This window comes from Streptomyces sp. NPDC027189 (assembly GCF_055566975.1).
Genome location: NZ_JBVHRI010000002.1, coordinates 98,139 through 112,012 on the forward strand (window position 1 = coordinate 98,139; position 13,874 = coordinate 112,012).

10 protein-coding genes and 1 pseudogene are annotated in these 13,874 nt (G+C 70.0%); 6 read left to right on the forward strand and 5 right to left on the reverse strand.

Going from position 1 to position 13,874, the window contains the following annotated elements; translation table 11 throughout:
- The first annotated feature begins 11 nt into the window (after positions 1-11).
- Positions 12-557 carry a DUF4232 domain-containing protein gene (locus tag ACZ4RZ_RS05055; protein ID WP_467742133.1) on the forward strand — a complete coding sequence of 182 codons (546 nt, stop codon included), beginning with the start codon at positions 12-14 and terminating at the stop codon, positions 555-557.
- Here the strand turns inward: ACZ4RZ_RS05055 and asnB are convergent.
- Positions 550-2,391: an asparagine synthase (glutamine-hydrolyzing) gene (asnB, locus tag ACZ4RZ_RS05060; protein ID WP_467742135.1), complete on the reverse strand. Its 1,842-nt coding sequence runs from the start codon at positions 2,389-2,391 to the stop codon at positions 550-552. The genes ACZ4RZ_RS05055 and asnB overlap by 8 nt on opposite strands.
- Positions 2,392-2,733: 342 nt before the next feature.
- On the opposite strand from asnB, the gene ACZ4RZ_RS05065 reads away from it, so the two are divergent.
- On the forward strand, positions 2,734-4,302 hold the full coding sequence (locus tag ACZ4RZ_RS05065) for an FMN-binding glutamate synthase family protein (RefSeq protein ID WP_467743054.1): 1,569 nt from the start codon (positions 2,734-2,736) through the stop codon (positions 4,300-4,302).
- A gap of 3 nt (positions 4,303-4,305) precedes the next feature.
- On the opposite strand, the pseudogene ACZ4RZ_RS05070 reads toward ACZ4RZ_RS05065, so the two are convergent.
- A pseudogene (locus ACZ4RZ_RS05070) lies at positions 4,306-5,015 on the reverse strand (arginine deiminase family protein); the annotation flags it as partial.
- Positions 5,016-5,194: 179 nt separating this feature from the next.
- Between ACZ4RZ_RS05070 and ACZ4RZ_RS05075 the strand changes: the two are divergent.
- Both ACZ4RZ_RS05075 and ACZ4RZ_RS05080 read left to right on the forward strand, forming a co-directional pair.
- Positions 5,195-6,292 carry a baeRF3 domain-containing protein gene (locus ACZ4RZ_RS05075; protein WP_467742137.1) on the forward strand — a complete coding sequence of 366 codons (1,098 nt, stop codon included), beginning with the start codon at positions 5,195-5,197 and terminating at the stop codon, positions 6,290-6,292.
- A gap of 60 nt (positions 6,293-6,352) precedes the next feature.
- On the forward strand, positions 6,353-7,366 hold the full coding sequence (locus ACZ4RZ_RS05080; RefSeq protein WP_467742139.1) for a Gfo/Idh/MocA family protein: 1,014 nt from the start codon (positions 6,353-6,355) through the stop codon (positions 7,364-7,366).
- A 39-nt stretch (positions 7,367-7,405) separates the two neighbouring features.
- On the opposite strand, the gene ACZ4RZ_RS05085 is transcribed toward ACZ4RZ_RS05080, so the two are convergent.
- The 3 genes from ACZ4RZ_RS05085 to ACZ4RZ_RS05095 all read right to left on the reverse strand — a co-directional run bounded on the left by ACZ4RZ_RS05085 (position 7,406) and on the right by ACZ4RZ_RS05095 (position 11,238).
- Positions 7,406-9,442, reverse strand: coding sequence for a phosphocholine-specific phospholipase C (locus tag ACZ4RZ_RS05085; RefSeq protein WP_467742141.1), 2,037 nt, complete (start codon positions 9,440-9,442; stop codon positions 7,406-7,408).
- Between the two features lie 423 nt (positions 9,443-9,865).
- Positions 9,866-10,063, reverse strand: a complete 198-nt coding sequence (locus ACZ4RZ_RS05090) for a hypothetical protein (RefSeq protein ID WP_467742143.1) — start codon at positions 10,061-10,063, stop codon at positions 9,866-9,868.
- An 86-nt stretch (positions 10,064-10,149) separates the two neighbouring features.
- Entirely contained in the window at positions 10,150-11,238 is a 1,089-nt protein-coding gene (locus tag ACZ4RZ_RS05095; protein ID WP_467742145.1) for a medium chain dehydrogenase/reductase family protein, read from the reverse strand.
- A 116-nt stretch (positions 11,239-11,354) separates the two neighbouring features.
- Here ACZ4RZ_RS05095 and ACZ4RZ_RS05100 point away from each other — a divergent pair, with 116 nt between their 5' ends.
- Together ACZ4RZ_RS05100 and ACZ4RZ_RS05105 are read left to right on the forward strand one after the other, a co-directional pair.
- Positions 11,355-12,035, forward strand: a complete 681-nt coding sequence (locus tag ACZ4RZ_RS05100; protein WP_467742147.1) for a TetR/AcrR family transcriptional regulator — start codon at positions 11,355-11,357, stop codon at positions 12,033-12,035.
- Between the two features lie 308 nt (positions 12,036-12,343).
- The gene (locus ACZ4RZ_RS05105; RefSeq protein ID WP_467742149.1) at positions 12,344-13,828 is read left to right on the forward strand and encodes a PP2C family protein-serine/threonine phosphatase; all 1,485 of its coding nucleotides are present in this window, start codon (positions 12,344-12,346) and stop codon (positions 13,826-13,828) included.
- Positions 13,829-13,874 lie beyond the last annotated feature (46 nt).

Here is a 13,874-nt window from a genome sequence, read left to right on the forward strand (position 1 = left end):
GAACTCCAACGATGCGCATCCGAACCGTTCTCGTCCTTTCGACCGCCGCCACCGCGCTGCTCCTGGCCGTACCGCAGAGCGGCTCGGCCGCACCGCAGAGCGCGCAGGCCGCCACCGGGGCCGCGAAGGCCGCTCAGCCCGCGAAATGCGCGGAGAAGGCGCTCAAGCTGCGGGCCGAGCAGTCCGCGGACCCCACTGTCGTGCACATCAGCGTCACCAACCGCTCCACGCGCGCCTGCACCGTCGACCGCATCCCCACCGTCACCTTCGGCGACCTCGACGGCGCCGCCCTGCCGACTCCCGCCGGGGAGAGCGGGCCCTACCGCATCAGCGCGGGTAGGACGGCGTACGCGGCCGTGCGGACGATCGCCGACCCGGCCGACCCGGAGGCCCGCCGGGTGGACTCCATCGGGGTCTCCGCGAACCCCGCGTATGCCGGACGGTCCTTCACCGCGAAGGAGCTGGGCGCCGGTGACACCGTCCTCGTGTGGGAGCCGGTGACGACGTGGTGGAAGCCGTCCGTGGCCGCCGCGGACAAGGCGCTCGGGCTCAGCTGAGCGACACCTCCGGGGCGTACATCTCCATCCAGAGCGCCAGATCGAGGGTCCGTTCGAGGCCGCGCCGCGACGCCTGCGTGATCTGCGGGGTGTCGCGGTGTGCGGCCCGGCGGACCCTTTCGCGGTCGACGAGGTCGAAGACCGGGTGCGAGGGGCGGGCCAGCAGGTCCTTGACGTGCTCCTGGAGGGCGACCGCGTACTTGGGGTCCTGAGTGGACGGATAGGGGCTCTTGACCCTGTCGTACACGGACTTCGGGATCAGGTCCGCGGTCGCCTCCCGCAGCAGGCTCTTCTCCCGGCCGTCGAAGGACTTCAGGGACCAGGGCGTGTTGTAGACGTACTCGACGAGCCGGTGGTCGCAGAACGGCACCCGGACTTCCAGGCCGACGGCCATGCTCGCGCGGTCCTTGCGGTCGAGCAGGATCCGTACGAAGCGGGTGAGGTGGAGGTGGCAGATGCGGCGCATGCGGTACTCGAAGTCGCTCTCGCCGTCGAGGCGCTGGACGCCGGCGACGGCCGTACGGTAGCCCTCGGCGATGTACGACTCCAGATCCAGCGCCTTGGCGACGTCCGGTCGCAGTACCTCGGCGTCTTCGCCGAAGTGCTGTCCGAAGCGGACGAGCCAGGGGAAGGTGTCGGCGCGGCGGGCCTCCTCGTCGAAGAACTGCAGGTAGCCGCCGAAGACCTCGTCCGCCGACTCCCCGGAGAGCGCGACCGTGGAGTGCTCGCGGATGGCCCGGAACAACAGGTAGAGCGAGGCGTCCATGTCGCCGAAGCCCATGGGGAGGTCACGAGCGCGGATCATCTTCGCCCGTACGTCCGGATCGGCGAGGGCGTGCGAGTCGAGGACGATGTCCTGGTGGTCGGTGCCGGAGGCGCGGGCCACATCGTGCACGAAGGGCGTGTCGGGCGTACCGCGCAGTTCGTCGGCGACGAAGTGGTCGGCCTGGCCGACGAAGTCGACGGCGAAGCTGCGGACCTTCTCGCCGTGCTCGGCGAGCTGCCGGGCCGCGAGTGCGGTCATGGCGGAGGAGTCGAGGCCTCCGGAGAGCAGGGTGCAGCGCGGCACGTCGGCGACGAGCTGGCGGCGGACGATGTCCTCGAGGAGCGAGCGGACGGTGGCGATGGAGGTGTCGCGGTCGTCGGTGTGCGGCCGGGTCTCCAGTTGCCAGTAGACATCGCGGCGCAGTCCGATGCGGTCGACGGTGACGACGGTGCCGGGCTCGACCTCGTGCATGCCGTCCCACACGGCGTGCCGGGGCGTCTTGACCAGGGCGAACAGCTCTCGCAGGCCGTCGAGGCGGACCCGGGGGCGGACCAGCGGGTTGGCCAGGATCGCCTTGGGCTCGGAACCGAACAGGACACCGTCGGGCGTCGGGTAGTAGTAGAAGGGCTTGATGCCCATGCGGTCGCGGATCATCACCAGTTTGTCGTGGCGGCCGTCCCAGACGGCGAACGCGTACATGCCGTTGAGCCGCCCGGGGAGCTGCTCGCCCCATTCGAGATAGCCGCGCAGGACGACCTCGGTGTCGGAGTCGGTGGAGAAGCGGTGCCCGCGGTCGGACAGCTCGCGGCGCAGCTCGGTGAAGTTGTAGGTCTCCCCCGAGTAGACGAGCGCGACCGTGCCGTCCGGCGTCTCGGCGGTCATCGGCTGGCGCCCGCCGGGCAGATCGATGATGGCGAGCCTGCGGTGTCCGAGGGCGGCGGGACCGTCGACCCAGGTGCCCCGGTCGTCGGGTCCCCGGCAGGACATCGTCTCGGCCATTGCATCCAATGTGCCGGTCTCGGCGCGCAGGTCGCGGTCGAAGGAGACCCATCCGGTGATGCCGCACATGCGTTACCTCCTGCGTCCGGTTCGCGTGGAGCGCGGCGCCGACCTGCGGTTTCCGGGATGTACGACCGCTTACGCAAAACCAGTTGTATTCAGCAGCTATATGACGAGGCTGTTTCATGTACACAGAGCCGTCAACACGTCCGTAATCCAATCGGCCCAGCCACCCCCACTTTTTTGGCCGCGCTTTGCCACTGCCGGACTCGCGGATTCGGCCTGCACCCGGCCGTCCCGCACGGGAATCGGCCATGAGCAAAGACTTCCCCAAACATCCCGGGGAGTCCGAGCGGAATGCTCTCTTTCGCCCATTTCCTCCCCATGGGTTTGACTCATGGTGTGCGCCGGATGCTCTCGCTGCTGCTCGTCGCCCTCGGCGCCGCCGGGGCGCTGGTCCTGGTGCGCGCCGTCTCGCCTTGGTGGTGGTTCGCTGCGGGTCTCCTGCTGGCGCTGACCGTGCTCGGCGTCTGGGACCTGGGGCAGCGCCGCCACTCGATGCTGCGGAACTATCCGCTGCTCGGCCACCTCCGCTTCCTCATCGAGGCCCTGCGCCCGAAGCTGCGGCAGTACTTCGTGGAGCGCAATGACGACGGGCGCCCATACGACCGTGAAGTGCGCGGCATCGTGTACGAGCGCGCCAAGGGCGTCGAGGACGACGAGCCGTTCGGCACCGAGCGGGACCTGTACCAGGACGGGTACGAGTTCCTGCAACCGTCGATGCTTCCGGTCGAGGTGCCTCAGGAGCCGCCCGTGGTCCGCGTCGGAGGTCCCGACTGCACCCAGCCGTACGACATGGCCCTGCTCAACGTCTCCGCGATGAGCTTCGGGGCGCTGTCCTCGAACGCAATCCTGGCGCTCAACAGGGGTGCGGCGCTGGGCGGTTTCGCGCAGGACACCGGCGAGGGCGGCCTGTCGGAGTACCACTTGCGGGGCGGCGGCGATCTGATCTGGGAGATCGGCACGGGGTACTTCGGCTGCCGCACTCCCCAAGGGGGCTTCGACGCACGGGAGTTCGCGGACAAGGCCGCGCTGCCGGAGGTCAAGTGCGTGTCGCTGAAGCTTTCCCAGGGAGCGGGGGCCGGCTTCGGCGGAGTGCTGCCCGGCGCCAAGGTGAACGCCGAGATCGCCCGGGAGCGCGACGTCCCGGAGGGCAGGACGGTGATCTCACCGCCGTACCACCAGGTGTTCTCGACGCCACGTGAAATGGTGCGCTTTCTCGCCCGTATGCGGGAGTTGGCGGGCGGAAAGCCGACCGGTTTCAAGCTCTGCGTCGGCTCGCGCCGCCAGTTTCTCGCGGTCTGCAAGGCGATGCTCGCCGAGGGTGTCACGCCCGACTTCATCGTGGTCGACGGATCGGAGGGCGGCACCGGAGCCGCGCCGCCGGAGTTCGCCGGCAGCCTCGGCACGCCGCTCACCGAGGGGCTGATCACGGTGCACAACGCGCTGGTCGGTACGGGGCTGCGCGACCGGGTGCGGATCGGCGCGAGCGGCAAGGTCGCCATCGGTTCGGACATCGTCAAACGGCTGGCGCAGGGCGCGGACTACACGAACGCGGCCCGCGCGATGATGTTCGCCTTGGGCTGCCTCCAGGCCCGGCGCTGCCACACGAACAGATGCCCCGTGGGCGTCACGACGCAGGACCCGCGCCGGGTCCGCGCCCTGGACGTGGCCGACAAGTCCGAGCGCGTCCACCGCTACCAGCGGGCGACCGTGCGCAGCGCGAGCCGGATCATGGCCGCCATGGGGGTACGGGATCCGGGCGAGCTCGGGCCTCACCAACTGCTCCGGCGTGCGGACCCGACGACTGTGCGGTCGTACGCGGAGCTCTACGAGTGGCTCGCGCCCGGGGTCCTGCTCCAGGAGCCGCCCGCCTCCTGGGACACGGACTGGGCCGCAGCAGATGCGGACGCCTTCTGAGGGTCAGAAGTCGACGGGGTCGCGCACGATGGGGCAGGTCATGCAGTGGCCGCCGCCCCTGCCCCCGCCCGAGCTCGGCGCCGACGATCGTGATGACCTCGATCCCGGCCTTCCGCAGCAGGGTGTTGGTCTGGGTGTTGCGGTCGTAGGTGAACACCACGCCCGGTTCCAGGGCGACGGCGTTGTTGCCGCTGTCCCACTGCTGCCGCTCGGAGGCGTACACGTCGCCGCCGGTCTCGACGACCCGCAGCTCGGAGAGGCCGAGCGCCTTGGCGACGACGTCGGTGAAGGGCCGCGAGCCTTCGTCGGTGAGTTCGATGCCTGGGTGCCTTGTCCCTCGGGCGGAGGGAGAAGGTGTGGACCCCGTCCATGCTGGTCGGGTAGAGCGTGACCAGGTCGCGATCGGCGAAGGTGAAGACGGTGTCGAGGTGCATCGCGGAGCCCAGCTTCGGCATGCCCGCGATGATGACGTGCTCGGCCGCCCCGTTCCGGAACAGCGCGGCCGCGACCTGTGTGATGGCCTGGCGTGAGGTGCGCTCGCTCATGCCCATGAGCACGACCCCGTTGCCCACCGGCATGATGTCGCCGCCTTCGAATGTGGCCTGGCCCCAGTCCAGTTCGGGGTCACTCCACCACACGGTGCAGCCCGCGAAGTCCGGATGGAAGGTGTAGATCGCCTTCATCAGGAGCGTCTCGTCGTGCCGGGCGGGCCAGCGCTTGGCAGCCGGCGGCGCCTGGGTTTCCGTGTCGGCCTGCGTCATGGGCGTCCTGCGGAGACAGGCGTCGTCGCACGGCGACCACGATGCGGGAAAACGTCTTCTGGCGACCCGAGTGACACTAACAATCAATTGCCCCAAATGCCTGATAGGCGAATCGGTCCTATGGTGCTGATATGGAGCACGCACTCAGCCCCGCGACCCTCACCGAGCTGCGCAGGCCGCGGCCCTACCCGGCGGTGTCCGTGCTGACGCCGACGCACCGCCGCGAACCCGACAACGCACAGGATCCGGTCCGGCTCCGCAATGTCGTGGCCGAGGCCAAGAAGCAGCTGGAGGCCGACCCCTCGGTCACCCGCGAACGGCGCACTGATGTCGTCGAGCAGCTCGAGCGGGCCCTGGCCGAGGTCGATCTGGCGCACGCCGAGGACGGCCTGGCGATCTTCGCGGCGCCGGGTGAGCACCAGGTCTGGTCACTGGCCCGCACCGTGCCCGAGCGCGTGGTGCTCTCGGACACCTTCCTGACCCGCAACCTCGTCGCCGCGCAGGCTTCCGAGCGCCCGTTCTGGGTCCTCGCGGTCTCGCCCGACCGGGTCACGCTGTGGAACGGTGGCGCCGGTCATGTCGTCGAGGACCAATCGGGTGGCTTCCCACTGACCAGGGACCGCGAGAATTTCGACGCGGAGCGCCAGGAGCAGATCGGCGACATGCCGAGCACCTTCCGCGACGAGGGCACCCGCCACTTCCTGCGCGACGCGGACACCGCCCTGGCCGCGCTCCTGCGCGAGCAACCGCGGCCGCTGTACATCACGGGCGAGCAGGCCGCGCTCTCGCTGCTCGACGAGGTCGGCACCGTCACCAAGGACGCCGTCCACGTGCCGCACGGCGGTCTCGCGCACGGCACCCCCAACGCCGTGTGGCAGGCGGTCCGACCGATGATCGCCGCCGAGGAGCGCAAGAGCATCGACACGGTGAGCCGTGAGCTGGAGACGGCTCGTGGCCGCAAGGCGTTCGCCGCAGGTGTCGACGAGGTCTGGCAGAACGCCTCCGACGGTCGCATCGGGCTCCTCGCGGTCGAGGAGAATTACCGCGTGACGGTCCGCGACGACGGCGGCGACCATCTGGTCCCGGCCGAGAGCGGTGACCTGGACGCCCGCGAGGACATTGTGGACGAGATTGTCGAGCGCTGCCTGGACACGGGCGCCGAGGTCCGCTTCGTCCCCGACGGCAGCCTCGGGGATGCGAAAGGCATCGCCGGGGTACTGCGTTACTGATCTTTTCGGCCGACAATCGGCACACGGGGACCGAGGTGTCGGCGGAAAGGTGCGGAGCGCGTGAGTGAGCTGTTGGGTGTGGCGGTCCTGGGCGCCGGACACATGGGTGCCGACCACATACGGCGAATCGACCAGGTGGTAAGTGGTGCGAGGGTCGCCGCGGTGGCGGACCCCGACACCGGCCGGGCCAAGGATGCCGTGGCCGGCATCGACGGTGCCTCGGTCCACACCGAGGTGTCGGCGGCGCTCGACGCGCCCGGCGTCCGGGCGGTGTTGATCGCCTCCCCCGGGCCCGCGCACGAGGAGGCGCTGCTCGCGGCGTTCGAGCGCGGTCTGCCGGTGCTGTGCGAGAAGCCGATGGTCCCGGAGTCGGCCGGGGCGCTGCGCGTGGTGGAGGCCGAGGCGCGGCTCGGCCGGCGGCTGGCGCAGGTCGGGTTCATGCGCCGGTACGACGCCGAGTACCAGCGTCTCAAGTCGCTGCTGGACAGCGGGCGGTTGGGCCGTCCGCTGATGCTGCACTGCACGCACCGCAATGTCTCGTCCCCGCCCGGCTTCACCTCGGCGATGCTCGTCAACAGCTCCGTCTCGCACGAGATCGACGCGGCGCGCTGGCTGCTCGGCCAGGAGCTCACGGCCGTGTCCGTGCTCCGTCCGCGACCGTCCTCGAACGCCCCCGAGGGCCTGCTCGATCCCCAATTCGCGCTGTTCGAGACCGCGGACGGGGCTCTGGTCGACGTCGAGGTCTTCGTCAACTGCGGCTTCGGCTATCAGGTGCGGTGCGAGGCGGTCTGCGAGTCGGGGAGCGCGCGGATCGGGGACGCGCACGCGATGGTGGTGACGACGGCGGTCGGCGCGCACGAGGAGGTGGCCCAGGACTACCTCGTACGGTTCGCCGATGCCTACGACCGCGAGGTGCAGGCATGGGTGGACGCCACCCGGGCGGGGCGGGTGACCGGGCCCAGCGTCTGGGACGGCTATGCCGCGTCCGCCGTCGCCGAGGCGGGGGTCCGGGCACTGGAGAACGGCGGCCGGGTGACCGTCGAACTCGCCCCGCACCCGGACCTGTACGCGTGAACCGCGACGGCGGGCGCTCGGGGCCGCCGTCGTACCGGATCAGCCGCTGACGCTCGCCACGCCCGTCTCGATGTGCCCGGTGAACCGACGCGACCAGCTCGAGTCGGAGTCGACGGTGATCGTGAAGTCGTACCAACCGTCCTGGTACGCCACCGCGTTGAAGAAGTCCTCCGTCGAACCGCCCGCGGCGACGGTGTACGTCCAGGGACCGTCAGTGCGGTAGTGGGTGGAGGTGATGGTGAACTTCACCGAGGCGGCAGAGGAGTTGGTCATCTTGAAGTAGATGGCCGTCTTCCCGGTACCGGGCTCGGTCGCGTAGCGGGTGCTCACCTCCGCCGACTTGCCCGCCTTCGTCGCGTCGCCCTTGAAGCGGCGCAGGAAGCGGTTGGGGCCGACCATCGAGATGTCGTACTTCCCGTCGCCGTACCCCGAGCCGATGTTGAAGTAGTCGGAGGCGGTGCCGCCCGCGTCGACCGTGTACTGCCAGGGCGTGGTGTCGCGGTAGGCGTTGGGGTGGATGGAGAAGTGCGCGGCGCGCTTCGCGGGCGTGCCCTGGTTGGCCATGGTGAACCAGGCGAGAATCTTGCCGCTCGCGCCGAACTCCAGGTGGTCCAGGTGGCCGCCCTGCTGGTACGGCAGCCCGCGGGCCGGCCGGGTGCCGGACTCCTGGGTGGGCAGCGCATTGTTGGTGGGCACCGGGTTGGGCAGGGGACCGCAGGTGGCGTACCCGATGACGCTGGTCGCGGGCAGCGAGGCCGCGCCGTACACCGGGTGCGCGAAGTCGAAGACGCCGGTCAGGTCGCCGGTGACCTTGCGGCGCCAGGCGCTGATGTTGGGGCAGGCGGCGGGCTTGCCGAGGGCGCTGGTCCAGGTCTCCAGGAAGCGCAGCACGGAGGTGTGGTCGAAGACCTCCGAGGAGACCCAGCCGCCGCGCGTCCACGGCGAGATGACGAGCATGGGAACCCGGAAGCCGAGACCGTAGGGAACGCCGTTGAGGAACTCCCCCGCCGTGCCCACGGGCGGCGCCGGGGGCGGGACGTGGTCGAAGAAGCCGTCGTTCTCGTCGTAGTTGAGGAACAGCACGGTCGAGTTGAAGACGCTCGAGTCGGCGGCGAGCGCCTTGTACACCAGGTCGACGAAGTGCGCGCCGTCGCCGGGCGGGGCGTAGGGGTGCTCCGAGAAGGCCTGGTTGGCGACCACCCAGGAGACCTGTGGCAGGGTGCCCGCGAGGACGTCGGCCTTGATGGCAGCCGCGATGTCGTCGGGGGTGGAGCCGGTGACCTTCGGCACGGAGGCCATGCCGCGGTCGTACAGCGGGTCGCCCGCCTTGGCGGCGGCGAACTTCTTGAAGTAGGCGCAGCCGTTGTCGCCGTAGTTGTCCTGCGCGTTCTGGTAGACCTTCCAGCTCACGCCGGCCGTCTGAAGAGCCTCGGCGTAGTTCTGCCAGGTCAGTCCGGACTCGTCGCCGCCGTCGTAGCTGGTGCTGTCGGCCTTCCCGCTCCACAGGTACGTACGGTTGGGGCCGGTGGCGCTGAGCGTGGAGCAGAAGTAGGCGTCGCAGATGGTGTAGTTGTCGGCGAGCGCGTAGTGGAACGGGATGTCGGAGCGGTCGAGGTAGCCCATCGTGCGGACGTTGCCGACGCCGGAGACCCAGTTGTCGAGCCGTCCCTTGTTCCAGGCGGAGTGCTGCGAGGACCAGGAGTGCGGGAGGTCGCCGTTGCACTGCGCGAGCGTCTCGCCGTCCTGGCCGCCCGCGGCGGGCGTGGAGCTGAGCTTCCACGGGTACTGCCTGCCGCTGCCGTTGGGCTGGTTGAAGACGGAGTTGCCGCCGGAGAGCGTGATGCCGCTGCGGTCGTCGAAGCCGCGGACGCCCTTGAGGCGGCCGAAGTAGTGGTCGAAGCTGCGGTTCTCCTGCATGAGGATCACGACGTGCTGTACATCCGAGATCGTGCCGGTCGCCGTCGCCGTCGCTGCGGCAGCGGCGGCGGCCGCCGGACGCGAACCGACGCCCATCGCGGCACCTGCCGCAACGGATGCGCCGAGCCCAACAAAGCCTCTTCGGCTGATCGGTGTCATTCGTCCGCCCTCGTCACCGGAGTGCCCCTGCGGCACACCGCGGGCAAGCGTGCACGCGGTGATCGTCAAGCTCCATACCGGTGCGGTGAGGCGTGGGTGAACAGCGGTCGAACCTCCCCCGGCCTCCGGCACTGTTCCAAAAGCCGGTCGTCGGCGCCGAGATGACCCGCCGGGCGAGTCGGTCGACTTCTAGCCGTTCACCGCGCCCAGTGCGGCGTCCATGTCCCGGCGTCGTCGTGGTCGGGCCGTCCGGAACGGGCCTCTGCTCGCCACCCTCATGCTCGGCCGCCTCGGGTTCGCCCCCTGGCAGTACGGCGCTCCTGCTCCCCCGGCGCGACCGCACGGCACAGCACGAGCGAGATCTGTCCCGGAGCCCGGCATGACCGACTGCCGACCGCGTCCGGTCCGTCGGCACGTGTCCCGTCAGGAGCCGGGCAGTTCGCGTATCCCGAGTTGCTGCACCGGCAACTGGCTGTCCGCGTTCGCCCAGTACTCGGCCAACCGGCCGTCCTCCACCCGGTGGGCGTCGGTTCCCTCGAACGCGACCTCGTTGCCGATCGTCTCCTCCAAAGCCCCGGGAAACCCGCCGTGGTAGCTGCCCCGCGCCTGCCGGCGGGCCACCGGAAACTCATCGGTGACGATGGCCCCACCTGGATGCCGAAGGTCAGCTCGCTCGGCATGCGTATGGATCTCGGAACGAACTGATGTCAGTGGGCTTCGGGCGCGGCCGGGTCCGGGTCCGGGTCCGGGTCCGGGTCCGGGACGAGGATGACCTTGCCGGTGACGGTGCCGGACTCGGCTAGCCGCATGGCTTCCGCGGCCTCACTGAGCGGGATGCGGGCCGCGACCTGCGCGGTGATGGAGCCGTCGGCGAGCAGGGCGAAGACGCGACCGAGGTCGGTGCGCAGGCGGTCGTGGAAGACGGACGGACGGCGTTTGCCGGCCCAGATGTTGTAGAAGTGCGTACGCCGGCCGTTGGGCAGGAGCTTCCAGAGGAACAGCCGTCCGATGAGCTTGAGGACGGGCAGCTTGGAGGATCCGGCGACGTCGCGGGTGGCGGCGGTGCCGTACGACACGAGCGTGCCGCCCCGGGCCAGCAGCCCGAAGGAGTCGACGATCCCGTCACCCCCGATGTGGTCGAAGACGGCGTCGACACCGCCCGGTGCCAACTCCCGTACCTTGGCGGGCAGATCGGTCGCGCGATAGTCGAGGGGAGTCGCGCCGAGCGCGCGCACCGCGTCGTGATGCCGGGGCGAGGCGGTGCCGATCACGCGGATGCCGGCGTGCGTGGCCAGCTGGACCAGGGTGGAGCCCACGCCGCCGTTCGCCCCGTGCACCAGCACGGTCCCTCCGGCGCGGACCTTGGCGATGCGGTGCAGCATCTGCCAGGCCGTGATGCCGTTGACGACCACCGTCTCGGCGGCGGCGGGGTCCAGCGCGCCGGGGACCTCGACGAGATCGGTGACGGGCAGGACGACCCGGCTCGCCCAGCCGCCCACCTTCGTCAGCGCGGCGAAGCGCCGGCCGACCAGTGACGCGTCCACACCCGCGCCGGTCCGGACCACGACGCCGACCAGGTCGTAGCCGGGCACGAAGGGGAACGGCGGCTGGTCGTAGTACTTGCCACGGCGCATCTGCTGTTCGGCGAACGACACTCCGGAGGCCTCCAGGGCCAGGACGACCTCACCGGCCGCCGGTTCCGGCGCGGGGCGCACGCGGATCTCGAGGCCGGACGGCTCCACGACACCCGGGAGGACGACTTCGGTCATCACATCGGCCACGGTCTCCGTGTCCATGACGGTCAGAGCTCCTTCGTTATAGATTCTTGTGTTCGTGATAGGTTCTAACTAAAGCTTGCTCCTCTATATTCCGTAAGTCAAGAGCCACCCACAGAAGACGAAGAGGCGATGACATGGCGGCAGAGAGCCGGAGCGAGCCCGGCCTGCGCGACCGTTTCCGCGCGCAGGTACGGCAGGAGGTCAAGACCGCGGCACTGCGACAACTGGCCGGGGGCGGCCCCGAGGCACTGTCGCTCAACGCCATCGCCAAACAGGTGGGCATGACAGGCCCCGCGCTCTACCGCTACTTCACCAACCGGGACAGCCTGCTGACCGAACTGGTCATCGACGCCTACGGGGACCTGGCGTCGGCCCTCTCCAGCGCTGCCGACGCCGGCACGACGGACCCGGTCGCCCGTCTCACCGAGGTCGTCCGGGCCTACCGCGCCTGGGCACTGGCCGAGCCGCACCGCTACCGGCTCCTGTTCCGGGCACCGCTTCAGGGCTACGACGCACAGTCCACGAGCCTGGTCGAGGCCTCTCAGCCCGCCATGAAGGTCGCACTGGAGGTGGTGGGCGCCCTCGCGAAGCAGGGCACGGCGGTTCCGGAAGGCCCGGCGGCCCAGTTCCGGGAGTGGATGAAGCGGCACGAATTCGAGGACGTGCCGGAGGCGGTCGCCGCGCGGGCCACGATGCTGTGGGCCCATCTGCACGGGCTGGTCGGCCTGGAGATCGAGGGCAACTTCACCTCGATGGGCATCGACCCGGCCTCTCTCTACGACGCCGAAGTGAAGGACTTCGTGCGCTCACTGTGAACCCGAGCGAGTTTGCCGGATCCGGTAATCGAGAAGGCTTCGCACAAACACCCCTCGAACAGGAGGATGAACAGCGAGCCCGCGCACCTCGCCGGACCATCAAGTCACTTAGGTCGTCTACGACTTGACCACGCCGGACGCGTATCGAATCGGTACTGCTCGTCCGGTCCGGGAGGACTGCGGCATATGCCAGAAGCACCACCGTATCGTGTGTTGCCAAATCCCTTACAGCGCGTCGCAGGCTGTGCAACAGTCGTAACGGTCCTTCCGTCAGCCTTGGTCGTACCGTCCCCGCATCGGAGTACGTCATGCCCTCCCATCTCTCTGCGGACCGCTCAGCCGCTCAGCCGCCCCAGCGCGGCACGGTCGACGCGCTCATCTCGCAGACGCGGCGGCTGCGCGGCGATGTGGACGCCGTACGGCGTGACGCTCCCGTCGACGGCGAGGACCCGCAGGGACGCTGGCAGCGCGCGCTGTGCAATCTGGCGATGCACCAACTCAACGACCTCGACGAGCACTTGGCCCAGCTGCGGGACGGACCGCCGCCCGTGCCCGTCCAACCCGCAGCCGCCCCCGCCGCCCGAGCCGTGCCGGCCGCATCCCGGCGCGGCTCGCTGCTGAGCCGGGTCGGCAGCGCCGAGTGGAACCTGCTGACGGACGAGGCCAGTTGGTCCGGTGAGCTCTATCAGATCCTGGGCCGCGACCCCGCCGCTCCTCCACTCACGCTCGACGAACTGCCGTCGGTGGTACTCGACGAGGACCGGCCGATGCTGACGGCGATGGTCACGGACTGCCTGATCGACGCCAAGCCCATCGACGGTGAGTTCCGCGTAGCGCGCCCCGACGGCGGGGTCCGGACCGTGCACATGATGGGCGAGCCCGTGCTCGACGCCGACGGCAGCACCGCCTCGATGTGGGCCGTGCTGCGCGACGTCAGCGAACTGCGCCGCAGCCAGCGGACGGTGAGCGAGACCCGTGACTCGCTGCAGCGCGAGCGGCACGTCGCGCAGACCGAGCACCGGCTCGCAGTCCAGCTGCAGGAGGCCGTGCTGCCGCCGTGGCGTGGCTCCCTGCGGTTCCCGCAGCGCGGCGCGCAGACCCTGGATCTCGCCGCCCGCTATCTGCCCTCGTCGAACAGCGCACTGGTCGGCGGCGACTGGTACGACGCTCTAGAACTGCCCGACGGCGACACCCTGTTGAGCGTCGGTGACCTCACTGGCCACGGAGTCGCCGTGACCTCGGGCATGGCGATGCTGCTCGGCGCCCTGCGCGGCATGGCCATGACGGGCACGCAGCCGGGCCAACTCCTGTCCTGGCTCAACCAGTTGCTCGACGCCTCCGTCCAACCGGCCCTCGGCAGCGCCGTCTGCTGCCGCTACCGGCCCCAGACCCACACCCTCAGCTGGGCGCAGGCAGGACACCCCGCCCCGCTGCTGTTCCGCAACGGGACGGGGCGCGCACTGGCAGCACCCGACGGCGTACTGCTCGGAGCGACATCGGGTGCCGTCTACGGGCAGGCCGAGGAGAGCCTCGAAAAGGGCGACCTGCTGCTCCTGCACACCGACGGACTGGTACCGCGGCGATGGGGGTCCCCCCGGTCGAGCGAAGCCGAGAGTGGTGGAGAAGCCGAGACCGGGGGACGAACGGCGGCCGTCCAGAGGCTGCTCGACCTGGCCCCGCGCTTCGACGGAGCCCGCTCGGCCCAGGACTGTGTACGGATGATTGTCGAGGAATTCGGCGAGACCGAGCGCGAGGACGATGCCTGCGTGCTCATCGCCCGGGTCGGCTCCTGACGGCGCTGTCCATCGGGGTCACGCCACGACCCCGGTTCGGAGACCA

Coding starts and splice junctions, on each gene's coding strand:
- ACZ4RZ_RS05055 (WP_467742133.1), top strand. CDS start 12: ATGCGCATCCGAACCGTTCTCGTCCTTTCGACCGCCGCCACCGCGCTG.
- asnB (WP_467742135.1), bottom strand. CDS start 2,391: ATGTGCGGCATCACCGGATGGGTCTCCTTCGACCGCGACCTGCGCGCC.
- ACZ4RZ_RS05065 (WP_467743054.1), top strand. CDS start 2,734: ATGCTCTCGCTGCTGCTCGTCGCCCTCGGCGCCGCCGGGGCGCTGGTC.
- ACZ4RZ_RS05075 (WP_467742137.1), top strand. CDS start 5,195: ATGGAGCACGCACTCAGCCCCGCGACCCTCACCGAGCTGCGCAGGCCG.
- ACZ4RZ_RS05085 (WP_467742141.1), bottom strand. CDS start 9,442: ATGACACCGATCAGCCGAAGAGGCTTTGTTGGGCTCGGCGCATCCGTT.
- ACZ4RZ_RS05095 (WP_467742145.1), bottom strand. CDS start 11,238: ATGGACACGGAGACCGTGGCCGATGTGATGACCGAAGTCGTCCTCCCG.
- ACZ4RZ_RS05100 (WP_467742147.1), top strand. CDS start 11,355: ATGGCGGCAGAGAGCCGGAGCGAGCCCGGCCTGCGCGACCGTTTCCGC.
- ACZ4RZ_RS05105 (WP_467742149.1), top strand. CDS start 12,344: ATGCCCTCCCATCTCTCTGCGGACCGCTCAGCCGCTCAGCCGCCCCAG.